General features: G+C 40.2%; 24 protein-coding genes and 1 pseudogene. 16 read left to right on the forward strand and 9 right to left on the reverse strand.

Annotated features, from left to right (window positions below):
* The first annotated feature begins 1 nt into the window (after position 1).
* The gene (locus IPJ16_01890; GenBank protein ID MBK7625948.1) at positions 2–442 is read left to right on the forward strand and encodes an Rrf2 family transcriptional regulator; all 441 of its coding nucleotides are present in this window, start codon (positions 2–4) and stop codon (positions 440–442) included.
* Here the strand turns inward: IPJ16_01890 and vanZ are convergent.
* The gene (gene vanZ, locus IPJ16_01895) at positions 435–812 is read right to left on the reverse strand and encodes a VanZ family protein (protein MBK7625949.1); all 378 of its coding nucleotides are present in this window, start codon (positions 810–812) and stop codon (positions 435–437) included. The two genes, IPJ16_01890 and vanZ, sit on opposite strands and share 8 nt — an antisense overlap.
* Before the next feature lie 74 nt (positions 813–886).
* On the opposite strand from vanZ, the gene hemW reads away from it, so the two are divergent.
* On the forward strand, positions 887–2,023 hold the full coding sequence (gene hemW / locus IPJ16_01900; GenBank protein ID MBK7625950.1) for a radical SAM family heme chaperone HemW: 1,137 nt from the start codon (positions 887–889) through the stop codon (positions 2,021–2,023).
* Here hemW and IPJ16_01905 read toward each other — a convergent pair whose 3' ends face one another.
* Positions 2,024–2,899, reverse strand: coding sequence for a hypothetical protein (locus tag IPJ16_01905; GenBank protein ID MBK7625951.1), 876 nt, complete (start codon positions 2,897–2,899; stop codon positions 2,024–2,026).
* A 128-nt stretch (positions 2,900–3,027) separates the two neighbouring features.
* Between IPJ16_01905 and IPJ16_01910 the strand changes: the two genes are divergently transcribed.
* Together IPJ16_01910 and nfo are read left to right on the forward strand one after the other, a co-directional pair.
* Entirely contained in the window at positions 3,028–4,431 is a 1,404-nt protein-coding gene (locus IPJ16_01910) for an amidophosphoribosyltransferase (protein MBK7625952.1), read from the forward strand.
* Between the two features lie 9 nt (positions 4,432–4,440).
* Positions 4,441–5,283, forward strand: coding sequence for a deoxyribonuclease IV (gene nfo, locus IPJ16_01915; GenBank protein MBK7625953.1), 843 nt, complete (start codon positions 4,441–4,443; stop codon positions 5,281–5,283).
* A 161-nt stretch (positions 5,284–5,444) separates the two neighbouring features.
* On the opposite strand, the gene IPJ16_01920 is transcribed toward nfo, so the two are convergent.
* Together IPJ16_01920 and IPJ16_01925 are read right to left on the reverse strand one after the other, a co-directional pair.
* Complete coding sequence (locus IPJ16_01920; GenBank protein ID MBK7625954.1) at positions 5,445–6,224, reverse strand: patatin-like phospholipase family protein; 780 nt, start codon at positions 6,222–6,224, stop codon at positions 5,445–5,447.
* Positions 6,225–6,254: 30 nt separating this feature from the next.
* Positions 6,255–7,547: an Nramp family divalent metal transporter gene (locus IPJ16_01925; GenBank protein MBK7625955.1), complete on the reverse strand. Its 1,293-nt coding sequence runs from the start codon at positions 7,545–7,547 to the stop codon at positions 6,255–6,257.
* A 284-nt stretch (positions 7,548–7,831) separates the two neighbouring features.
* On the opposite strand from IPJ16_01925, the gene IPJ16_01930 reads away from it, so the two are divergent.
* Positions 7,832–8,122 carry a hypothetical protein gene (locus tag IPJ16_01930; GenBank protein ID MBK7625956.1) on the forward strand — a complete coding sequence of 97 codons (291 nt, stop codon included), beginning with the start codon at positions 7,832–7,834 and terminating at the stop codon, positions 8,120–8,122.
* Between the two features lie 2 nt (positions 8,123–8,124).
* On the opposite strand, the gene IPJ16_01935 is transcribed toward IPJ16_01930, so the two are convergent.
* The 3 genes from IPJ16_01935 to IPJ16_01945 are packed head-to-tail and all read right to left on the reverse strand — an operon-like array spanning position 8,125 to position 11,303.
* On the reverse strand, positions 8,125–9,351 hold the full coding sequence (locus IPJ16_01935) for a beta-lactamase family protein (protein ID MBK7625957.1): 1,227 nt from the start codon (positions 9,349–9,351) through the stop codon (positions 8,125–8,127).
* Positions 9,352–9,360: 9 nt separating this feature from the next.
* The gene (locus tag IPJ16_01940; GenBank protein ID MBK7625958.1) at positions 9,361–9,852 is read right to left on the reverse strand and encodes a GNAT family N-acetyltransferase; all 492 of its coding nucleotides are present in this window, start codon (positions 9,850–9,852) and stop codon (positions 9,361–9,363) included.
* 2 nt (positions 9,853–9,854) lie between these two features.
* Positions 9,855–11,303, reverse strand: coding sequence for a sodium:solute symporter (locus tag IPJ16_01945; protein ID MBK7625959.1), 1,449 nt, complete (start codon positions 11,301–11,303; stop codon positions 9,855–9,857).
* 251 nt (positions 11,304–11,554) lie between these two features.
* Between IPJ16_01945 and IPJ16_01950 the strand changes: the two genes are divergently transcribed.
* On the forward strand, positions 11,555–12,439 hold the full coding sequence (locus IPJ16_01950) for a creatininase family protein (GenBank protein MBK7625960.1): 885 nt from the start codon (positions 11,555–11,557) through the stop codon (positions 12,437–12,439).
* Positions 12,440–12,500: 61 nt separating this feature from the next.
* Here the strand turns inward: IPJ16_01950 and pdxH are convergent, their stop codons facing one another.
* Positions 12,501–13,112 (reverse strand): pyridoxamine 5'-phosphate oxidase, encoded by a 612-nt coding sequence (gene pdxH, locus IPJ16_01955; GenBank protein MBK7625961.1) that lies wholly within the window; start codon positions 13,110–13,112, stop codon positions 12,501–12,503.
* 296 nt (positions 13,113–13,408) lie between these two features.
* Between pdxH and IPJ16_01960 the strand changes: the two genes are divergently transcribed.
* Positions 13,409–14,980, forward strand: a complete 1,572-nt coding sequence (locus IPJ16_01960; GenBank protein MBK7625962.1) for a beta-N-acetylhexosaminidase — start codon at positions 13,409–13,411, stop codon at positions 14,978–14,980.
* Here the strand turns inward: IPJ16_01960 and IPJ16_01965 are convergent.
* A complete protein-coding gene (locus tag IPJ16_01965; GenBank protein MBK7625963.1) occupies positions 14,947–16,338 on the reverse strand; it encodes an exo-alpha-sialidase in 1,392 nt (463 codons plus the stop codon). The genes IPJ16_01960 and IPJ16_01965 overlap by 34 nt on opposite strands.
* 109 nt (positions 16,339–16,447) lie before the next feature.
* On the opposite strand from IPJ16_01965, the gene IPJ16_01970 reads away from it, so the two are divergent.
* From IPJ16_01970 to IPJ16_02010, 9 genes and pseudogenes are all read left to right on the forward strand, one after another.
* Positions 16,448–17,698, forward strand: coding sequence for an MFS transporter (locus tag IPJ16_01970; GenBank protein MBK7625964.1), 1,251 nt, complete (start codon positions 16,448–16,450; stop codon positions 17,696–17,698).
* Positions 17,699–17,867: 169 nt separating this feature from the next.
* Complete coding sequence (locus IPJ16_01975) at positions 17,868–18,362, forward strand: hypothetical protein (protein MBK7625965.1); 495 nt, start codon at positions 17,868–17,870, stop codon at positions 18,360–18,362.
* Positions 18,362–18,619 (forward strand): hypothetical protein, encoded by a 258-nt coding sequence (locus IPJ16_01980; GenBank protein ID MBK7625966.1) that lies wholly within the window; start codon positions 18,362–18,364, stop codon positions 18,617–18,619. The genes IPJ16_01975 and IPJ16_01980 overlap by 1 nt, the downstream gene beginning before the upstream one ends.
* Positions 18,620–18,666: 47 nt before the next feature.
* The gene (locus IPJ16_01985; GenBank protein ID MBK7625967.1) at positions 18,667–19,242 is read left to right on the forward strand and encodes a SpoIIE family protein phosphatase; all 576 of its coding nucleotides are present in this window, start codon (positions 18,667–18,669) and stop codon (positions 19,240–19,242) included.
* Between the two features lie 272 nt (positions 19,243–19,514).
* Positions 19,515–19,911, forward strand: a pseudogene (locus IPJ16_01990) (BlaI/MecI/CopY family transcriptional regulator).
* Between the two features lie 449 nt (positions 19,912–20,360).
* The gene (locus IPJ16_01995; protein ID MBK7625968.1) at positions 20,361–20,576 is read left to right on the forward strand and encodes a hypothetical protein; all 216 of its coding nucleotides are present in this window, start codon (positions 20,361–20,363) and stop codon (positions 20,574–20,576) included.
* A 563-nt stretch (positions 20,577–21,139) separates the two neighbouring features.
* Positions 21,140–21,337 carry a hypothetical protein gene (locus IPJ16_02000; GenBank protein MBK7625969.1) on the forward strand — a complete coding sequence of 66 codons (198 nt, stop codon included), beginning with the start codon at positions 21,140–21,142 and terminating at the stop codon, positions 21,335–21,337.
* A gap of 471 nt (positions 21,338–21,808) precedes the next feature.
* Complete coding sequence (locus IPJ16_02005; protein MBK7625970.1) at positions 21,809–22,006, forward strand: hypothetical protein; 198 nt, start codon at positions 21,809–21,811, stop codon at positions 22,004–22,006.
* A 140-nt stretch (positions 22,007–22,146) separates the two neighbouring features.
* Positions 22,147–22,326: hypothetical protein (locus tag IPJ16_02010; GenBank protein ID MBK7625971.1), on the forward strand; the 180-nt coding region annotated here is incomplete at its 3' end.

A 22,326-nucleotide genomic window follows, 5' to 3' on the forward strand; every position in this document is an offset into this window, starting at 1 on the left:
TATGCTCTCAAACTCATGCAGGTATGGTATCAGGGCAGTAATTTATCTTGCTGATCAGCCAAAATCAGCTGGGAAAACCGGAATAAAGCAAATAAGCAGCGATCTTAATCTTCCGATGCCATTTCTTGCCAAGATTCTTCAGCAGCTTGCAAAACAAAAAATACTCAGTTCCTCAAAAGGGCCCCATGGGGGTTTTTCACTTCTGAAGGATCCGAAGAAAATTACATTGCTTGATATTGTAAATACTATCGACGGGAAGGATGTTTTTACTAATTGTGTAATGTATAACGGAACCTGTCAGAGCGTGGAGAGTGGTAATAAGAAATGCCCTTTACACGACGATTATGAAAAGCCAAGGGGGGAACTGATCGCACTTTTTACAAACAAGACAATATATGACCTTGTTAAGGAAAAAGACGATAACGGGTCGTTTACTATTTGAAAATAGTTTTTAAACGGGGTCCGATCAGCAACCAGAGGAGTGCCGCAATTATAATGCCTGCAGAGTTGGCAACAACATCAAAGATATTACCTGAACGATTGGCAGAAACAGTTAACTGAAGAATTTCCATAAGAATTCCATATATAAAAGGAATTAAAGCAATCAGACCCAGCTGAGCTCTTCCAATAATTGCATTTCTGTGTTCAAATAAAATAACCGACATCAGACCAAAATACATAAGGAAGTGCGCAATTTTATCGAAATAAGGAATATTTAGAAATGGCACATCGTCAAATGTCTGAGAGTCGGCGAGGCTAAGATAAAGTATAACCAGGGCAACTATAATTGATAAAATGTTCTTCTTTACCATTTTGAATGTTTGCTGCAAAAATAAATAATAAAATGGCATTTTATTTATAAATTACATGATTGCATTTTTGACCTATGGCAGGAATTTATATACATATACCATTTTGTAAAAAACTCTGTTTTTATTGCGATTTCTATCATGTGATAACACCTGAGAACAATTCCCATTTCATAGAAGCTTTGTTAAAGGAAGCAACCTACAGAAAGGAGTATACAGGTGAAGATCCCATTTCTACAATTTATCTTGGAGGTGGCACGCCTTCAGTTTTTTCTGTAAAAGATATCGGGCAGATAATCAATCATCTGAGAAAATTATTCAGGATTGAGGACGGTTGTGAGGTAACTATTGAACTTAATCCTGATGATGTAAATCCTGATTATTTAAAGGGGATTAAAGATACAGGTATAAACAGGATAAGCCTGGGGGTTCAGTCGTGGAGAGACAAGGATCTTAAAATGCTTAACAGGCGGCACGATTCAGCACAGGCTGCTGCAGCTCTCCGGGACATATTTAGTGAAGGATTTGAGAATGTTACTATTGATCTGATATACGGAATTCCCGGAATGAGTATTTCAGAGTGGGAGTCAAACCTTGACATGACTTTTTCTTTCGGGATTAAACATTTATCTGCATATCATCTTACAATTGAGACCGGAACTGTTTTCGGTAAGATGAAAGAGAAAGGCCTGCTGACCGAGATAGAAGAGGACGAAAGCACAGCACTATTTAACATATTGATAGAGAAGGCAGAAGCGGCAGGATTTATACATTATGAGATTTCCAATTTCGGCAAGCCCGGGTATTTCTCAAAACATAACTCAAATTACTGGAAGCAGGTAAATTATCTTGGTCTGGGTCCGTCTGCACATTCATTTAACGGCTATTCACGACAATGGAACGTGAGTGATCTTAAAGGATATATAAAGGCAATTAATTCAGGTAAGCCTTTTTTTGAAAGTGAAGAACTTGATACAAAAGCCCGTTTTAATGAATATATTATGACATCACTCAGAACAATGTGGGGAATAGATCTCGACTATGTGGAGAAGATGTTCGAAAAAGAGGGTTATGATTATGTTGTTAATTTATCGGGAAAATATAAGGCCTACGGACTTATGAGGCAGGACAAAAAAAACCTGGTTCTTACAAACCAGGGGAAGATGATTTCCGATAATATAATATCAGAGTTTATGCTTCAGGGAAATGATTAGTTATCTTTTTGAGAGCATAAAGTTAGTCCTTCCGATAATACTGTCATCAAGATAAAGCTCCACGCTGTAATTTCCGATAATAAAGTCACCAGTATTATCAAGGAAAATACACATTTCGATATCCTGATTCATATAGTCAACCTCGCGTGCTGCCGAATAGATGATGTTATTTCCCTTATAGCTGAACAGGTTGTCGGGACTTGTTGCAACAACAAGTGAATCGGGTCTTAAAACTCTCATATATACCTGTTTAACACCAGCCTTTGCCAGAGGGTTTTCGCGAAGGGTAAAACAGATCCTTAGTTTATCAAGCAGGTTGATTCTGGTTGTTTCCTTCCTGTTTTTATTAAGAGAAACGGCAACAATGTCTTTTGCCTGAATCACCGAGGCGATCTCCACCTTTGTATTTAGTTCCTCCTTAACTTTTGAGAGCTCTGTATTAGTACTTCTCACCTGGGTTATCTGCTGCCGTATTTCTGTGTTTTCAGCAACGAGTATTTTGTTTCTGGTATTAAGAGAGTCGATCTGAACAATATAGCTTTTCATGATCTCCCTCATTGTTGTTATCTCCCCCTTGTATTTCTTTATCAGCTGTACATTAGATGCATTGATTGACAGAAGCTTTACAATCCTTTCTCTTTCTTTTTCAAGTCCTGCATTCAGGCTGTCGTTATTTGTTTTAAGGGTATCATAAGCATTAACCATATGCCTAAGTTCGTTTGCCAGAGAGTCCTTCTCCTGAGTAAGAACTGTTTCCATTTCAATCATACTGTTTTTCTGACTGAAATACATGGTAATAAGAAAGATCAGGGCACCGGTGAGAATGATTGTTATCGCTATTAATCCGATTGGTGCACTTTTTTTTGTTTCTGTCATTTATGTATCTGTATTTACATGATTTCGGCGTCAAAAATAATAATATCCACAGAATATTTAAAATATCCGATCCATTGATTAAATTTACATATGGGCCAAAGATTATTAATTTATTAATATTCAGCTATATGGGTGGATTTTTTGGTGTAATTGCAAAGAACGATTGTGTTGAGGATGTATTCTATGGAACTGACTATCATTCGCATCTCGGTACAAAACGTGCGGGTATGGTATTTATTGTTCCCGGAAAGGGATTCAGACGTTCGATCCATAACCTTGAAAACTCCTATTTCAGAACCAAGTTTGAAGATGAACTTGGCGGATTCACCGGAAATTCAGGACTCGGAGTAATAAGCGATACAGATCCGCAGCCAATATTATTTAACTCTCATCTCGGGCGCTTTGCAATTGTTACCGTTAGCCGGTTAGTCAATATTCTTGAACTTGAGGAGCGTTTTCTTAAGATGCAGAATCATTTTACCGAGAATTTTGAAGGAAATATAAACCCAACAGAAGTTGTTGCGAACCTTATCTGTGAAAAGGATAGTTTTATTGCCGGAATTGATAATGTTTTTGATAAAATAAAAGGATCCTGTTCTTTACTAATATTAACAGAAAAAGGAATTATCGCTGCTCGCGATAAGCTTGGAAGAACTCCTGTCGTTATCGGAAAAAAGGAAAATGCTTATTCTGTTGCATCTGAATCATGCTCATTCCCGAATACAGGTTTTGAACTTGTTTATAATCTTGGTCCGGGCGAGATTGTTCATTTAACTGCTGACGGTTACAAACAATTGAAAAAGCCCGGAGATAAGATGCAGATCTGTTCATTTCTATGGGTTTACTATGGCTACCCGCCATCGTTCTACGAAGGAATAAATGTTGATGAGTGTCGCTACAGGTGTGGCGCTTCACTGGCACGACGCGATACTGTTGAAGCTGATTTTGTCTGCGGGATTCCTGATTCCGGCGTTGGACATGCTGTGGGTTATGGAAACGAAAAAAGCATTCCATACAAGAGGGCATATTCAAAATATACACCAACCTGGCCACGAAGTTTTATGCCTCAGAATCAGGGACAGCGTGATCTGGTTGCAAAGATGAAGCTTATACCAAACAAAGCAGTTATTGACGGACGGAAAATGGTTTTTCTTGATGATAGTATTGTGCGTGGCACACAGTTAAAAGACAATACAAAAGACCTGCGCGACTCAGGAGCAGCCGAGGTTCACATGAGGATTGCCTGTCCGCCGCTTTTGTTTGCATGTAACTTTCTGAATTTTTCGGAATCAAGATCGATTTTTGAATTGGCCGGACGAAAAGCAATTAAGCAGCTGGGTGATGATGAGAAAGACCTGCAGGAATACTCAAATCCCGATTCAGAAAAGTATTCAAATATGGTTAAGCAAATTGCAAAGAACCTTGACCTTGATTCTCTGGTTTATCAACGGCTTGATGATCTTGTTGAGGCAATAGGATTGCCGAAGGAGAAGCTTTGTACACATTGCTGGGACGGGACGAGTTATTACTAATTTACAATTATGAAATATTTAGGTGCTCATGTAAGTGCAGAAGGCGGGGTTCAGAATGCTCCGGTAAATGCACATGCGATAGGAGCGAAGGCTTTTGCTCTTTTCACAAAGAATCAGAGGCAGTGGTTTGCCAATCCGTTGACCCTTGCAAGCATTAAGCTTTTCAGGGATAACTGTGAAAAATATGATTATAAGCCATTTCAGATACTTCCGCACGACAGCTACCTTATTAATCTCGGGCACCCTGAGGCAGAGCCGCTTCAGAAGTCAAGGGACTCGTTTCTTGATGAGATGCAGAGATGTGAGCAGCTGGGTCTCGACCGGCTTAATTTTCATCCGGGAAGCCATCTGAATACAATAGGAATTGAAGAGTGTCTTAAAAGAATCGCAGAGTCAATCAATATTGTGCTCGACAAAACCAAAGGGGTAACGGCTGTTATTGAGAATACCGCAGGACAGGGTACCAACCTTGGACATACTTTTGAGCAGCTGAAAATGATTATTGATAATGTTGAAGATAAATCAAGAGTTGGGGTTTGCATTGACACCTGTCATGCATATACGTCGGGATACGATGTTAAGACGCCTGAAGGATTTAAGAAGACTTTTGAAGAATTCGAAAGGATAATAGGCATTAAATACCTTAAGGGCATGCACCTTAACGACTCCAAGAAAGAACTCGGAACACGGGTTGACAGGCATGATAATATAGGAGTCGGTTTTATTGGAGAGGAATTATTCGGAATTATTATGAATGATCCAAGGTTTGATAATATGCCTCTGATACTCGAAACGCCCGAAGAATCGCTTTGGGAAGAGGAGATTAAGAAGCTGTATTCACTAATTCGATAGGATTTGCTTTTCCCTAAATTAACTTATCTGATTTAGCAAAATCCATTAACCACGAAGGACACAAAGGGTTTACACAAAGGGCACTAAGAATTAACTTTTTTACTTTTTCTTTGTGTTCTTTGAGTATCCTTTGTGTACTTTGTGGTTAAATAAGATCTCTTTCAGTTTATCAGCTTGTTAATATCTGATTCCTTAAGTTTGGCTTTGGTAGCCTTGTAGCCGAGTTCAAATAAATCAGTTGCTTTCTCGGGATCAAGAATCTTATAATTTCTTAATTCTTTTGGTGCTATCAGAAGATTGAACCTTTTAGCTTTTTCGATAATTTCTTTCGACATATTAAGCATAAAAGTCCTTTCTGCAATATTGATCAGGCCCGATAATTTTTCTACATACCCCACAGGATTTACAAATGAGCCAATAATGACCTTACACTTATTCTGAATAGGATAAACCGGCAGATTATCAAGAACTCCGCCGTCTACATATGATATATTCTTGATTTTTACCGGCTGAAAAAGGACCGGGATACTGGCAGATGCAATTACCGGATCGAGCAGGTCGCCTTTTGAAAAATAGACTGATTTCCCATTATTAAGATCAGTTGCTGCAACATAAAGCGGAATTTTAAGCTGATCGAATGAGGCTGCCTTCAGGTTTGTTTTGAGAATTTTGATTATGCCATTTATTTGCAGCAATCCCTCCCTGGGCATTGCAGGTCTCATAAAGTCAAGTCTGCTGCCTGTGTTCATTAACTTAAGAATCTCTTCAGGAGAAAATCCGTCGGCATATAAAACTCCTGCCAGGGCACCTGCACTTGTGCCTGATACCACATCAGGGTATATACCTGCCTCATGAAGAGCCTGTATTACACCAAGATGTGCAAACCCCCTTGCTCCTCCGCCACTTAAAACCAATCCTACTTTATACTTCTTTTCTGTCATTTATATTTATGTTGTACTACAAGTATTCGTTTACAGAAACAATATATCATATAGCAACTTCAGGTTTAGAAAAGTCACTATACCTGCAATTACTGACAGTAAGGCAATCAGGAATCTGCTGTTTGCATATTTCCCCATAACCTTTTTTGAAGAAGTAAGATAAACCTGTATGGCTACAGTGAACGGAAGCTGAATACTAAGGAAGACCTGAGAAAGAATCAGTCCTTTGAAAGGATCACCTATAAAGAAAATAAGCACCAGCGCCCCGACAAGGGATACAAAAACTCCAATCCTGGAGTGGTTATCCTTAACATCATATGGCTCCTTATACATTCCTGATACTATTGAACCGCCAGCCATTCCTGAAGTAATTGATGAAGCCACTCCTGCGAATAGAAGTGCAACGGCAAACACCACAGAGGCATTCGCACCCAAAAGCGGTTCCAGTAATTTTTCTGCCTGCTCCAGCTGGTCTACTTTGTGGCCTCCAGCAAAAAAAGTTGAGGCAGCGAGTAATATCATTGCACTGTTGATTGCCCACCCGACAATCATGCTGAACAGAGTGTCGGCAAACTCAAACTTCAATTGCTTTTTAATTACTTTCTCATCCTGCAGATTCCACTGGCGGCTCTGTATAATTTCAGAGTGCAGAAAGAGATTATGAGGCATAACAACAGCCCCAAGAACACTCATTATCAACAATATTGATCCTTCCGGAATTGATGGTTTCACCCAGGCTACTCCCGCCTGCACCCAATCAATCTTTACAAGAAAGAGTTCATATAGAAATGAGAGTCCAATAATTGACACAAAACCGATAATCCATTTTTCTATTTTCTGATATGAGTGCGACAGAAGCATTATCAGTACAAATATTGTAACAAGGACGGCTCCCATTTTTATGGGGATATCAAAAAGCATATTAAGAGCGATTGCCCCGCCCAGTATCTCTGCGAGAGATGTTGACACCGATGCGAGTACGGCAAATGATAAAATCGACTTTGAAATCCATGGTTTTAAATAGATCGTTGCTGCCTCTGACAGGCAGAGACCAGTTGCAATTCCAAGGTGTGCAACGTTATGCTGAAGTATTATCAGCATAATTGTCGAAAGAGAGACAACCCAGAGTAATGTATAACCGAATTCAGAACCTGTAGCAATATTTGCAGCCCAGTTTCCGGGATCGATAAAGCCGACTGTTACCAACAATCCCGGGCCAATATATTTGAAAATATCGAGAGCGCCGTAAACAGGAGTGTGGTCGGTCCTTTTCAGATCTTTTACTAATCCCAGACTATTAAATAATTTCTTAATATTCAACATTTTGATCTATTTGAATTATATATGTACGTCCTTTGGTTACAAGACTGACACAGCAAAGATAAACAAAGGCAATGAAAATTAGTCCGGTAAAAGTTTTAGCTTTATATCCCGCAATTATGTGGGTTGTTAAAATTTTTTTTAACCGCAGAGGGCCGCGGAGAAAAAATGAGAACCGCGGAGAATAATTAATTATTTGTTCACTCTGCGGCACTCTGCGTCTTCTCAGCGCAACTCTGCGGTTAAATAGATCTTAATAATTATAGAATCATTTAATATTTTTGATTATGCAATTTATCTTAACAGCTTTTGATGGCACTGACGACGGAGCTCTTGACAGGAGGATGGCTGTCAGGGGAGAACATCTTGAAAAAATAGAAGTTCTGAAAAAGAGCGGAGAGTTTTTATTCGGTGGAGCAATACTTGATGATGCGGGAAAAATGATCGGATCGATGATTATTTATGAATTTCCTGACAGGCAGGCCCTTGATGCAAAACTTAAAGACGAACCCTATTTTACAAAAGGAGTCTGGAAAAAGATCGAGATCCACCCCTTCCGAATGGCAAAGCATAATTAAAACTATCTGAGATACTTTAAGACAGCATTATAAATCTGCAGTCGTACAGGATTAACATTGTAATACTCCTGATTATCAAGCAGGCCCGTATTTTGTCTGTTAATAAGCAGAACTACAGATATTTTATCCTGCGGGATTACAGAAATACTTGTTCCTGTAAAACCGGTATGACCAAAAGATCCTTCGGGGCCGTTTCTCATAAAGGAATTGGCAGGATCCATCATCCATCCCAGGCCGTTATTAAAAGCATCTTTTGTAAGAAATGTTTCTATTGTCTTTTCAGAGATAAACTGTCCTGATGCGGTTCTTCCTTTATTAATCAGCATATCAACAATTTTCTGAATGTCGTCAGCTGTTGAGAAGAGACCTGCCGCACCGGATATCCCGTTGCAGGAATACCAGGCATTGCCATCGTTCACTTCTCCCCGGAGGGTATATGTACGCCAGCCATTCCATGACGCAGGATTAATTTCCGGAAAACTGTATCCAAGTGTAGAATCATAAACCATTCTTTTTTCATAAGGATTTCCCTCTGATGTTGAAGCTATCTTTTTAAACCTGCCGCTTGCACAAGGATTATAAGTTGTCTTTTTCATCTTCAGAGGTTCGAAAATATTTTGTTTCATAAACTGATCCAAAGGCATTCCGGAGACTATTTCAATAATTTCTCCAAGCAACACAAATCCCAGGTCGCTGTAGCTGCGCTTTTCACCAACGGCATATTTAAGGGGTAACTCACCTATCAGTTTATATGTTTCCGTCTTCTCAGAAGAGAGGTAGTAAAGCGGATACCATTCAATTAGTCCGGCAGTATGTGTTAGGAGGTGCCGTATCGTTATTGTTCTTTTATCCGGCGATTCAAAAGCTTTTATGTATTTGAAAACAGGATCATCAACATTTAATAATCCTTTATCAGCCAGCAACATTACTGAAGTGGTGGTTCCAACGACTTTTGTCAGGGATGCAATATCAAAGAGATGTTTTGTAGTCATCTTTTCATCTTTCCCTGCACGACCGTAAGCCCTCTTAACGAGGATTTTCTTTCCCTCTTTTATCTCAATAACAGCTCCCGGAATTTTATTAAGATCAACCTGGCTTTTCAGGATGCTGTCTGTAATTCCAATAAGTGTTTTTTTAACACTTATCGGTTTTGCTGCCTGGCCGCGTGCAGGCAGACAGACCAGCACAGACAATGAAAACAAAACAAAAAATATAAACTTCCTGGCCATTTTGACTGTTTAAGGTTTTTCGTTATATCCTACTCTCGGACCGACTGTTTTACGAAGAAGAAGCTCATTAAAGCCCTGCTTAATGAAATTTTCAAGCACTCCGACAAGTTTAAATCCATAATCGAGATAAAGTTTTTTAGCACCCTCGTTGAATGAAGATACGCAGATAAAGACATTTGGAGAGAACTTAAGGATCCTCTCCTCACAAAAACGGAGGAGCTTCCTTCCATAACCATGACCTCTCCATCTTTCATCAATACAGATAGTCTGAATATACCCGGAAAACGATCCGCCGGTCTGAATTATCACAAAACCTGCAATTTCATTCTCAATTCTGATGGTATAAATCTCTTTACAGGTTCCTTCGAAAGCCTTAAGACACTGTTCATAATTCATTCCCAGGGTTATCCAGGGATCTGTTGCGGACATCATAAGGGCACAAACCTCAAAATCTTCAGGGTCGGAGGTAAGTTTTACAAGGAATTTTTCTTCTGTAACCATTGCTATTTCTTTTTAATAATTATAAGAAACAGAACTGTCAATAAAGCATTTACAAAAATATTCATAAAGCCGAAATCAAAATTAAACTGCCTGATGAAAAACATATTAAGTAACCATGTAATCAAAGCGGCTGAAAGACAGGCAACCGGCACAAGCTTTTCCTTCATTTTTATTTTTGAAAAGAGTCCTGTCAGATACAGACCAAGAATTGGTCCGTAAGTATAGCCAGCGATTTTGAAGATTGTGTTGATAATAGCACCCTGACTGTTCCAGAATGACATTACTATAAAAAACATCACAATATTTACACCTAACAGAACCCTGTTTTTAATTCTGTTTTTTGATTCATGGGGCCGGTTTTCGATATCCATAAAATCATAACTGAATGCCGTTGTAAGTGCAGCAATACACGAATCAATACTGGCAAAAGTGGAAGCAACAACACCTATCAGAAAGGCAATTGCACCTATTTTCCCAAAGTAATTCAGAGTAAGCAAAGGATAGAGGCCGTCAGTATTTACAAACTGCCCATTTAGTTTTTCGATAGTAATTCCATTGCGTTCTGCAAAAATATAAATCAACACTCCCAGGCCTAGGAACATAGTCTGGGCAAAAGCAATGAAGAAGCTGAATGTGAGGACATTTTTCTTTGCGTCTTTGGAGTTTTTAACTGTAAGGGTTTTCTGCATCATACTCTGATCGAGCCCTACCAGAGCCACCGTAATAAGCAGTCCGGAGATAAACTGTTTAAAGAAATTAGATCCTGAATGCATATCCCAGTCAAACACTTTTGCGTAAGGATGACTGACAATTGTTTTTGCCATTTCTGCAAGTGAAAATCCCAGAGAATTCTTAATAGTGATAATAGAAATTACTATTACGGAAATAAGAAATAACGATTGAAGAGCGTCCGTCCACACAATTGTTTTTATGCCTGATTTATTGGTATAGAGCCAGATAAGTATCAGAACAACAATGATTGTTACAAAATAAGGTATGTGAAGAGCATCAAAAAAGGCATACTGTAAAATCTTTATTGAAAGAAGAAGACGAAGGGCAGCTCCAAATGACTGTGAGACCAGAAAAAAGAGAGAGCCGGTTTTATAGGTTGTGTTTCCGAAACGGATATTGAGATAAGTATATATTGAAACCAGTTTCAGTCTGTAATATATAGGTGTAAGAACGAAAGCAATAAAAAGGTAACCAACTATTGTACCAAGAATAAATTGCAGATAATAAAGATTATTGTTACCGACATTTCCCGGGATAGAAACAAGCGACACGGCTGAAATCCCGGAGCCAACCATCCCGAATGCCACCAGGAACCATGGCGATTTGCGGTCCCCGTCAAAGAATGTGGTATTTCTTACATGCCGCGAAGCTATAGTTGAAATGAGCATAAGAAGAGAAAAATATGCCAGGATGATAATAAAGAGAAGAAGAGGACTCATGTATCAGGAAAAAATTATCATTTAAACTCAAACCTAGCGAAAAAGACGGATAATTAATATTTATTTATCTTTACTTTTATTGCTAATAACAAATCATTTAAAAGATATAAACAACCTTAGTGTACCTTCGTGATCCCTTTGCGACCTTTGTGGTTAACCTTAAATTATTGAACCACAAAGGAACACTAAGGAAGGCGCTAAGGGACACAAAGGAAGAATTAAGATTTAACCAAACTATTAATTTAACAATTATGAAAAAACTCAGACTTCTTATCCCGTTCTTATTCTTTACTGCTGTAGCGATGGCTCAGCTGGCAAATTCAGAAAAACTTCCATATAAGTGGGAAGATCTGACCTCTCCGAAATTTGCGAAAGCTGTTGAGCTTTCCGGCGGTGTTTGTGTTATTCCTATGGGAGTAATTGAAAAACACGGACCGCATCTTCCTCTCGGAACAGATATGTATGAATCGCGTGAAATAGCTTTTTATGCAGCACAAAAAGAATATGCAGTAATTTTCCCACCATACTTTTTCGGACAGATCTTTGAGGCAAGGCACCAGGCCGGAACACTTGCTTACAGCAACGAATTATTATGGAAAATGCTTGATGAGACCTGTAAAGAGTTATCAAGAAACGGATTAAAGAAGATCATTCTTCTGAACGGACATGGCGGGAACACCTCTTTTCTTCAGTATTTCTGTCAGTCGCAGCTTGCGAAACAGGAGGATTATGTAGTTGTTATGTTCCGTCCGGGAAACGACCCTGTAAACAGTGCTGAGATCAAATCTCTTAAAAAGGCAAAACTCGATGGTCATGCAGGAGAAGAGGAGACATCGATGATGTATTTTATGAATCCCGATTATGTTGATCAGGCTGCACTTACAAAAGAATCAGGTCTCAATCAGGATAAACTGAAAGGCCTTCCGTTTGGCTATACAGGAATATGGTGGTATGCTCAGTATCCGAATCATTTTGCAAGTGATGTAAATACACCCAATAAAAGACTTGGTGAATTGTTGATAACCAGCGAAGCGGGACAACTGGCAGAACTGATTAAGTACATGAAGACCAATACATCAGTTAAGCAGCAGTACGATGAATTCTTTAAGAGAGCGGATAATCCAATTCAGAAATAGGCTCACGACGCACGACGCACGATGCACGGGTCGTGAGACGTGAGTCGTTAGTCGTGTGCCGTTAAGGGGCAAGCCGTTCCAGAACCCAGGTCTTATTTAATTTCGTGTACGTCAGGCGGTCGTGTAACCGCCTTTCGTCATTCTGCCAGAATTCAAACCAGGAGGGAGTTATCAGGAATCCGCCCCAGTGCGGAGGACGGTCTACGTTTCTGTCTGAAAAAAGTTGTTTATAGTATTCATGCCGTTCCTCAAGATAATGTCTTCCGGGCACAGCAGTACTCTGTTTGCTTGCCCAGGCTGAGAGCTGGCTCTCCCTCGGACGGGTGCTGAAATATGAATCTGATTCCTGGGATGAAATCTTTTCTGCAACACCTTCGATCCTGACCTGTCGTCCGGATTCATGCCAGTAAAACAATAGTGCAACATTTGGATTGGCTGCCAGCTGAGATCCTTTTTTACTCTCGTAATTTGTAAAAAAGACAAATCCATTTTCTCCATATTCTTTCAATAGAACAGTCCTGAGAGAGACTTTTCCATCTGGTGTTGAGGTGCCAAGAGATACTGAATTTGGAATGGCAACTCCGGAAGCGAGATGTTCTTTATACCAGTTATCGAACTGAATAATAGGGTTTTGATTTACAGAGTCTTCAGAAAGAATCGTATTCAATGACATTTTGTTAGTATGAATTATTATTAAAGTAACATTGATTTAAATGCAATGTTCTGGTTTTTCCAGAAATAAATGAAACCCATTAACCACAAAGGACACAAAGGTCCCGATAGCCATCGGGATACACAAAGGACACAAAGAACTGAATTACATGGTTTTAACTTTGTACCTACTTGGTACTCTTAAGTTTCAGCGAAGACGCACTTAATGGTTAAGAAGATCCATCTGCGGTAAAATTCTTACCGGAACCTTCTCTTAGAAATAATTTTTATAACTTGACGCAAATAAATTTTACTGCCATGACTTACAAAAAACTCAACATCACAATAACAGTACTCGTTGCTGTTTTAATGCTTGTACAGCTAAACTCATGCAAAGTTAAAGATCCGTCCGATCTTTCAAAAGAGAGTATAATTCCAAAACCGGTAACAGTAACCTCAACAGGCGAATACCTCACCCTTAAATCTTCAACAAAGATATTTGTGCAGGGAGAATCGGAGGAAGTAAAAATGGTTGGATCGTACCTTGCCGAAAGACTCAAGCCTGCAACAGGATTTGAATTTGCAGTCGAGTCAGCTGCGGTGGCTCCAAAGTCAGGGATTTATCTGACGCTTGCCGGGACTGATACAAAACCGGCGGACGAAAGTTACGAGATTACAATAACCAAAAAACTATTAACCCTATCTGCTAAAACTCCGGCAGGATTATTCAGAGGTGTCCAGACTATCAGGCAGATTCTTCCTGCAAAAATTGAACTTGCATCGAAACAGGAAGGTCCGTGGGAGATTGCAACAGGAACGATAACCGACTTTCCTGATTATACTTACAGGGGAGCAATGCTTGATGTGTCGCGTCATTTTTTCAGCACAACGGATGTAAAAAGAGTTGTAGATCTGATATCATACTATAAAATGAATTACCTGCACCTGCATCTGTCTGACGATCAGGGCTGGAGAATTGAAATCAAATCATGGCCGAATCTGACTGCGCATGGAGGAAGCACCCAGGTTGGTGGTGGCAAGGGCGGATTCTATACACAGGAAGAGTATTCCGATATAGTTAAGTATGCTCAGGAGCGTTATGTAACAATTGTACCGGAAATAGATATGCCCGGGCACACCAATGCAGCTCTTGCGTCATATGCAGAACTTAACTGCGATGGAAAAGCAAGGGAATTATATACAGGAACAGAAGTTGGTTTCAGCACATTCTGTACGAAGAAAGACATTACTTACAAATTTATTGATGATGTAGTCAGAGAGATTTCAGCTCTTACCCCGGGAGAATACTTTCATATTGGAGGCGATGAATCTCATGCGACAAAAAAAGAGGATTATATTCCTTTCATTGAAAAAGTTCAGGATATTGTTTTGGCACATGGTAAAAAGGTATTAGGCTGGGATGAAATTTCATTATCAAAACTGAAAGCCAATTCCGTTGCTCAGTTCTGGGCTAACGCAGAAAACGCAACCAGGGCTGTAGGTCAGGGAGCAAAAGTCTTAATATCTCCGGCATCGAAAGCATATCTCGACATGCAGTATGATAAAAATACAAAACTCGGATTGCACTGGGCTGCTTATATTGAAGTTGATAATGCATATAACTGGGATCCGGCAACACTTGTTCCGGGCATTTCAAAGGAAAATATTCTTGGAGTTGAGGCACCACTATGGTCGGAGACAATTACCAACATCGACGAAATTGAATATATGTTATTTCCAAGGCTTCCGGGTATTGCGGAAATAGGCTGGACTGCAACACCTGCAAGAAACTGGGATGAGTATAAGGTCAGACTTGCAAATCATGGAGCAAGAATGAGTGCCTTAGGGATCGATTTTTATAAATCAACCCTTGTTCCCTGGATTGAGTAGAGCCACTTTTCGGAGAAAGCAGCATGTGTTATATTCTTAACAGATGATTTGCCGTCCGATCCGGGAACCTGGTTGGTGAAGGAGACGTGTATTATTTCATCTGATCCCTGTATTATGGCAGGATAGTGTCCTCTGACCTCGCTTCCTGGCTCACCGGTGACAAGAGTTTTTCTGTATGGCCATGTTTTTCCTTCGTCAGGGGAGAGCCATACAGATAAACGATGTCTTCCTTCTTCAACATCATTATGAGCGACCACCCAGTTTCCGCTCTTTAAAACTACAATGTCAGCTGCTGTTCCGGGATTCGGAATTTCCGAATCTTCCACGGGGCTCCATGTTTTTCCCCAATCTTTTGAGATGCTTTTCATAAGTCTTTTAGGAGGAGGACCATTATCGCGCATATAGGCGATTATTGAACTGTCTTTCAGGAGAGCAAGAGCGGGCTGAACAGCTCCGGCGCCAACAATTGGTTCACTGAATTGCCATGTCTCACCACCATTTAGTGTAATTGCGATCAGAGAAAAATCAAAACCGTCTGAATAGAGAGGTAATAAAATCCTGTTTCCGGCAATGAGTGGCTTATTGCGTGTCTGCCAGCCAATCCTTCGCATTAGCGGATAACCAAGCTGGGCCTTGACTTTCTCACCTTTTTCATCAGTATCACTTCCGTTACTGATAAGGTTCAATCCTTTTGCGATGCCCAAATAATGGCTTCGTGCTTCTTCCCATAATGCTTCAGTAATTGTTCCTGACCCGTCTTTTTTTATGTAGCCGGAGGAGACCAGGCTCAAATAGTATTCATCATATTTCCGGTTCAGAGTTTTTACAAACTCATCGTTTCTGCCAATGCCTTCCGGAGAATTTCCATCAGGTTTAACATGAATCATATCCTGCCATTTCCATTCAGGGGCACCAGATTCCTGCAGATAATTATCACTTATACGATATTTGAGAACAGACGATTGCCACTGGTATGCAAGAACAGTGTACCATACCAGCCACAGCTGCTTGTTATTATCAATAAAGAGCACAGGGTTGATATCGGGGAAATCAGGAACATCAGCCATTGTGAATGGTTCTCCCCATGTATTGGTATTATGGTTATAACGGGCACCTTTTATTGCGACATCATCAGCAGTTCTTTCTCCGCTTCCATGAAACCAGGCAGCAAGAAGATCCCCGTTAGGCAGTTCCACAATAGTAGAGCCATGACAATGTTTATCCTGCAAAGGGAAGATACTTTCCAGGATCAATGAATCTGCCTTAATCCCCGATTTGTTTGAATCATTATTCCCGGAGGAGCAACCGGAAAGGAGTACCATTAAAAACAACACCAGAAGAGAATAATAATGTTTCATGGGTCTTTTTTTAATAAAGATAAAGTAAAAATAAAGGAATAAAAAAGGCATTGACAGGGAATTCAGTTCTCATTCAAATAGTTACTTTTGCCACCATAAATAATTTGACATGAAAAAGTGGTTTGCCGGTGACGCATTTGCCGTGATGCACATCAGGAATTTCAGATTCTATCTGTTTTTCCGGATCCTAATGACAATGGCCACTCTTATGCAGTCAGTTATTGTAGGATGGCAGATATATGATCTGACACATAATGTATTATGGCTTGGATTTATTGGTCTTGTAGAGGTTATTCCACAGGTAAGCATTTCTCTTTTTGCCGGGCATTACATTGATTTATGGAACCGGCGCAAAATAGTTAATTACACAACCCTACTTCTTATTCTTGGTTCGGCCATACTGCTGATATACAGCACTAACACAGCCTATTTCACAGAACGTTTCGGGATTCTGCCCGTATTCATAACAATATTTTTAACTGGATTATCACGCGGAATATTAGCCCCGGCCCAGGTTGCTCTGATGGGACAGCTTGTGCCAAGGAACCTTTACGCCAATGCTGCTACCTGGAACAGTGCCAACTGGCAGATGGCAGCGGTTCTTGGTCCGGCCATCGGAGGCATGGTTTACGGCTTCCATGGAATTATTGCTGCTTATACTCTTGTATTAAGCTTATATACGCTGGCCTTTTTTATGATCATGTTTGTTAAAACTGGCATACATCAGGTTGTCGGGACAGCAGAAGGAGTTTTTACCAGAATAAGAAGCGGCATAGATTTCGTTTTTAAGACACCAGAACTACTTGGGGCATTTACCCTCGACATGTTTGCTGTTTTATTCGGAGGGGCTGTGGCATTGCTTCCTGTTTTTGCGTCGGATGTATTGTTTGTTGGGCCCCAGGGGCTTGGATTGCTGAGAGCCTGTCCGTCAATAGGGGCAACAATAATGGCTTTCGTTCTGATGTTTCGTCCGCCAATGAAGCATTCAGGAAAAATGCTCTTCATTGCTGTTACCGGGTTTGGGCTTAGTATGATTGGCTTTGCCCTTTCAAAAAGTTTTATATTATCAGGGATCCTTCTGGTTCTCAGCGGAGCCTTTGACAGTGTTAGTGTAGTTATCAGAGGAACTATTCTTCAGTTGTTTACACCTGATGAGATGAGGGGAAGAGTTGCATCAGTAAACAGCATCTTCATCGGTTCCTCCAATGAACTTGGTGCTTTCGAATCGGGGGTTACTGCCAAAATAATGGGGTTGGTGCCATCGGTAGTTTTTGGCGGAATCATGACCCTTGCAGTAGTCGTTTCAACAGCAAAGATAAACAGACCTCTCAGGAGATTATCGCTTCAGAAAAAGATGTAAGACCAGGACGACACGTAACATTTATTTGCTTAATATCAGACTGTTTAGTAAATTTATCATAGCAAAATTAAATCTCAGGAATTCTAATAAGGGGGAGAAGTGATTTAACTGTTAGAATTCACCAGTGCATTTTAGATAAATAGGAAGACAATTTTAAAAATTGGCTTTTATGGATACTACAAATGGTCATGGCTCTTTTACCCACAGCAAGATCTTCTTAAGAAACACCTGGAAAAACATTTCGAACCTCGGATTGGATTCAAGAGACAACCAGCCGCAAACGAGAGCCTATGTTTTAAGCAATCAGATCAATTTTATTCTGGCTTCGACAATGACTATCCTTGGCTTGGTTCTGCTAACCAGACTGAAGTTAGAGGATCGTCCGGTTACTCTGGGACATATGAGGATCTGGTATACACTGATTCTGAGCATAATAAACCTCCTGCTGGCAAGGTTTAAACAAAACCAGTTAAGCAAGATCTCGCTTATCTTTCTGGCGCCAATGATTTTTATTATAATACCAATTATATCGGGATATGTAGAGGAAGAGGGGTATTTATACAACGCATATGTTATGATTGCGGCCTCCATAATTCCGCAGCTGGTAATAAATTCGAAAAAGAAAAATATTTCTACTGGTCTTCTATGTCATTTTATTTTCTGATGGTATTCAGCATTGACTTTCTGGCATTAAATTTTGGCAAAGTCGACCTGCCGATTACCAAACATATCAGGGAGTATTTCTTTATTGATAAGCTGGCCCATGTTATGGTATTTTTCTTTATGAATGTCAGCATATACCATCTCAGGAAAGTAAACTTCAGGTACGAAGACCGTCTTTATATTAAAACCAGATTCTCAATGATCAGAATCACAAACTCCAGGAAAACAGCAGGAAGATACTTCAGCAGAAAGAGATAATTGAACAGCACAGTACAGCGATTAACGATAGTATAAATTATGCAGCAATGATTCAGCAGGCAGTATTACAGCCGCCTGATTTTATGAAGGAATGGGGGATGTCAAATTTCATACTTTACAAGCCCAAGGCAGTAGTAAGCGGTGATTTTTACTGGGGTATGAGCAAAAAGGATACAGTTATTATCGTTGCAGCAGATTGTACCGGTCATGGTGTACCGGGTGCTTTTATGTCGATGCTGGGACTGACTTTTCTGGATGACATATTCAGCACATACGAATTTAAGAAGGCGTCGGAGGTTTTAGATAAACTAAGGGAGCTGGTAATCCATAAGCTCAGGCAAAGAGGCAACACATATGAAATGAGAGATGGCATGGATATTTCTCTTTGTATAATCAACAGGGAGGCAGGCACTCTTGAATTTGCAGGAGCAAATAATCCTCTCTATCTGATAAGGGATGGAAACCTTATTAAAATTCCTGCAGACAAGATGCCGATCGGGATCTACTCATCTGTTCAAAATCTTTTACAAACAATAATTCAGACCTTAAGAAGGGCGACCGGATTTACATGTTTTCCGACGGCTATGCCGATCAGTTCGGGGGCAAAGGTGGCAAAAAGCTGATGTACAGACAGTTTCAGGAACTACTCTTGCAGCACCATAAAAGCCCATGGACGAACAGAAAATCATCCTTAACAATTATTTTGAAGAGTGGCGCGGCGACCATGTTCAGGTTGATGATGTGCTGTTGATTGGGATATTGATCTGATATTCAAACAACATGGTCATAAAAACACAGCACAAAGCTGCTTAAAACGCTTTTTTCAGTAATATAATTAAATATATAGTTGTAAATCTAAAAAAACAGTTATATCTTTGAAAAAATAGTTACAGATATGAAACGACTTACAAGAAAAGAAGAGGAGGCGATGAAAATCCTCTGGAAAGCAAAGAAGGGATTCATAAAGGAGCTAATTGAACTGCATCCTGATCCCAGGCCTCTTTATACAACTTTCTCAACAGTCATAAGGGGACTGGAAGAAAAGGGATATGTTGACCATAAGGCTTATGGGAAGAATCATGAGTATTTTCCGCCTTAAAAGGAAGAATACAGGAAGAAGTTTATGAAAGATGTCGTTACTGATTATTTTGGATCATCCTATAAAAAAGTTGTGTCTTTTCTTGTAGACGAGAAAAAAGTTAAGTGCCGATGATCTGAAAAAGTTAATCCAAATCATAGAGAAAGGGAAAAGTGGAAAAAACGGTCAAACTGACCACCTCACGCCAGTTTAAACTGACCACCTGACGCCGGAGCAAATTGACCTACCTCGCGCCGGAGCAAACTGACCACCCTGAAAAGAGTTTTTCTCATGTTTAAAAAGTAAGTTATAATCCCATTGCTGGTTTTATATTAACAGAGGGATTATGGCCAATAAAAAAGACAGACATGAGTAAGCTAAGACAAATGCTGCGGCTCTATGCGCAGGGCGAGAGTAAGCTGAAGATCAGCGATCTGACAGGTGTCTCGCAACACCCTAAAAATACCGTAAAATTTATGTCCACTTGGCCTGGATCTTGCGGAGGTCGACAAGCGGAGCGACCTGGAACTGGATCAGTTGTTTGGCGACAATCTGATGCCGGAACCCAGCGAAAAATATAAAGCTCTGGAACCCTTATTTCCTCTCATAGAGAAAGAGTTGAAGAAAAGAGGATGACACGCCAGATTCCAGTGGGAAAGGTATATGGCAATGCATCCCGATGGCTTTAAGCCTTCACAGTTCAAACATCATTACCAGCAGTGGCTCCGCCGCAGTAAACCGGTCATGCATATCGAGCATGTTGCAGGCGATAAGATGTATATTGATTATGCCGGGGAGAAAGCTTCATCTGGTTATAAAGAAACAGGCAAGATAACAGATGTAGAGGTATTTATATCTATTCTGGAGCAAGTCGGTTAACCTATGTTGAGGGAACATTAAGCCAACGCAAAAAGAAAGATTTAATCAGCTGTTGCGAGCATGCCTTACTTTATTACGGAGGTGTGCCAATGGCAATTGTTCCCGATAATCTTAAGGAGTGCTGTAATTAAGAGCAGTCTTCTGTAGGCCTACATTAAACCAGGCATTTGAGAACTTTGCTTTGCATTACAGTACCACCATGTTACCCGCCCGAGCTTATAAACCTAAAGACAAAAGCTCTTGTTGAAGGAGCTGTCAAAATTGCTTACAGGCGTATCTACTCTGTGCTGGACAATAAAGTCTTCCATACTCTTGAGGAGTTAAACGAGGCAATAAGAGAGATAGTTGAGCTTCATAATAACACAAGGATGACGCGGGGCAGCCATATAGCCGCAGAGATCTGTTGAGGATGTGGAGCAGGCCAATACCATCCACTTCACAAGTTGCCATGAATTTAAACGGCATCAACAAGCTACAATATCTGTAAATGGACGTATTTGTCTGAAGGAAGACTAAAGTGCTTTACAGCGCTCATATCAATATATTGGTAAAAAATAAAGATCATGTACTCGACCACCCATGTTGAGATTTATTACAATTATGTTCTTTTGGCCCGCCACTTAAAGACCACCAAGCAATATGGCTATACGACCGACAAAGAGCATCTGGCTGAAACGCATAAGTACCACAACAGACTGGAACCTGACCGCTTTCCCAACTGGGCGAAATCAATCGATGGATCAGTCAGGAGTTCATTGTAGGTCTGATGGCAAGTAAAGCCCATCCCGAGCGAACATAAAGCGTGTCAGGGCGTCGACAGCTACGAACGCAAGGTAGGCAGGGAAGACTGATAGATGCCTGCAGAGGGCCATTGAATATAAAGCTACTCCTATGGTGCAATTAAGTTAATACTCAGAAAACAAGTATGCTTTTTAACTTATCGTGGAGTTAACTACAAAGATCCAGTTCGCGAAAATATAAGGGGTGAGAACTATTACAGGTAAAAACGATAATATAAAAAGTAAGAGAATGACAACGAAAATACTCAACAGAATAAAGAAGCTCCGGCTGCTCGGAATAGCCAGGGGCTTATGAAACCAGCCTTAGGCCAATGTAGCCACTGCAAACCTGTCAGCTGATGAGCTGATGGTATATTAGTAGAGGCGGAATGGGACCGTCAAAACCGTAATATTGACAGAAGGCTGCCCATTGCAAGGTTCCACTATCAATAGATGGAGAGCGTGATTATGAGGCAAACCGATCTTGACAGGGACCAGATGCTACGCTATACAGAATACACTTACATCAGAAAGCTTGAGAACATACTTATGACCGGAAGCACCGGAATAAGGGAAAGTGCCTACCTACAGCACTTGGGCGTCAGGGCATGTACTCTTGGGTTTAAGGTATATTGTCATGCAAATATGTAAAGCTATTTTCCGAAGCTAAAGATGAAGCAAGACCGATGGTTCTCTTATATAAGTGAAATATCAAAATAGGCAGCAAGACTTACTTTATCACTTGATGACTTTGGACTATTACCAATGATTAATCAAAATCGTTCTCACTGATGGAAATAATAGAAGACCGTCATAACAAAGCATCATTAGTAATAACTTCCCGACCTGGTAACACTGGCATGAGGTCATTGGAGGAAAAACTGCTGCTGATGCAATCACCAAAAGACGGGATCGTTCATAATGACCTGGATAGAACTAAAGGAGGAATCTCTGAGAAAAGGCAGGAGAAT

The sequence above is a fragment of the Bacteroidales bacterium genome (genome assembly GCA_016709865.1).
GTDB lineage: Bacteria > Bacteroidota > Bacteroidia > Bacteroidales > VadinHA17 > LD21.

Coding starts and splice junctions, on each gene's coding strand:
- IPJ16_01890 (MBK7625948.1), top strand. CDS start 2: ATGCTCTCAAACTCATGCAGGTATGGTATCAGGGCAGTAATTTATCTT.
- vanZ (MBK7625949.1), bottom strand. CDS start 812: ATGGTAAAGAAGAACATTTTATCAATTATAGTTGCCCTGGTTATACTT.
- hemW (MBK7625950.1), top strand. CDS start 887: ATGGCAGGAATTTATATACATATACCATTTTGTAAAAAACTCTGTTTT.
- IPJ16_01905 (MBK7625951.1), bottom strand. CDS start 2,899: ATGACAGAAACAAAAAAAAGTGCACCAATCGGATTAATAGCGATAACA.
- IPJ16_01910 (MBK7625952.1), top strand. CDS start 3,028: ATGGGTGGATTTTTTGGTGTAATTGCAAAGAACGATTGTGTTGAGGAT.
- nfo (MBK7625953.1), top strand. CDS start 4,441: ATGAAATATTTAGGTGCTCATGTAAGTGCAGAAGGCGGGGTTCAGAAT.
- IPJ16_01920 (MBK7625954.1), bottom strand. CDS start 6,224: ATGACAGAAAAGAAGTATAAAGTAGGATTGGTTTTAAGTGGCGGAGGA.
- IPJ16_01925 (MBK7625955.1), bottom strand. CDS start 7,547: ATGTTGAATATTAAGAAATTATTTAATAGTCTGGGATTAGTAAAAGAT.
- IPJ16_01930 (MBK7625956.1), top strand. CDS start 7,832: ATGCAATTTATCTTAACAGCTTTTGATGGCACTGACGACGGAGCTCTT.
- IPJ16_01935 (MBK7625957.1), bottom strand. CDS start 9,351: ATGGCCAGGAAGTTTATATTTTTTGTTTTGTTTTCATTGTCTGTGCTG.
- IPJ16_01940 (MBK7625958.1), bottom strand. CDS start 9,852: ATGGTTACAGAAGAAAAATTCCTTGTAAAACTTACCTCCGACCCTGAA.
- IPJ16_01945 (MBK7625959.1), bottom strand. CDS start 11,303: ATGAGTCCTCTTCTTCTCTTTATTATCATCCTGGCATATTTTTCTCTT.
- IPJ16_01950 (MBK7625960.1), top strand. CDS start 11,555: ATGAAAAAACTCAGACTTCTTATCCCGTTCTTATTCTTTACTGCTGTA.
- pdxH (MBK7625961.1), bottom strand. CDS start 13,112: ATGTCATTGAATACGATTCTTTCTGAAGACTCTGTAAATCAAAACCCT.
- IPJ16_01960 (MBK7625962.1), top strand. CDS start 13,409: ATGACTTACAAAAAACTCAACATCACAATAACAGTACTCGTTGCTGTT.
- IPJ16_01965 (MBK7625963.1), bottom strand. CDS start 16,338: ATGAAACATTATTATTCTCTTCTGGTGTTGTTTTTAATGGTACTCCTT.
- IPJ16_01970 (MBK7625964.1), top strand. CDS start 16,448: ATGAAAAAGTGGTTTGCCGGTGACGCATTTGCCGTGATGCACATCAGG.
- IPJ16_01975 (MBK7625965.1), top strand. CDS start 17,868: ATGGATACTACAAATGGTCATGGCTCTTTTACCCACAGCAAGATCTTC.
- IPJ16_01980 (MBK7625966.1), top strand. CDS start 18,362: ATGGTATTCAGCATTGACTTTCTGGCATTAAATTTTGGCAAAGTCGAC.
- IPJ16_01985 (MBK7625967.1), top strand. CDS start 18,667: ATGATTCAGCAGGCAGTATTACAGCCGCCTGATTTTATGAAGGAATGG.
- IPJ16_01995 (MBK7625968.1), top strand. CDS start 20,361: ATGGCAATGCATCCCGATGGCTTTAAGCCTTCACAGTTCAAACATCAT.
- IPJ16_02000 (MBK7625969.1), top strand. CDS start 21,140: ATGTACTCGACCACCCATGTTGAGATTTATTACAATTATGTTCTTTTG.
- IPJ16_02005 (MBK7625970.1), top strand. CDS start 21,809: ATGGAGAGCGTGATTATGAGGCAAACCGATCTTGACAGGGACCAGATG.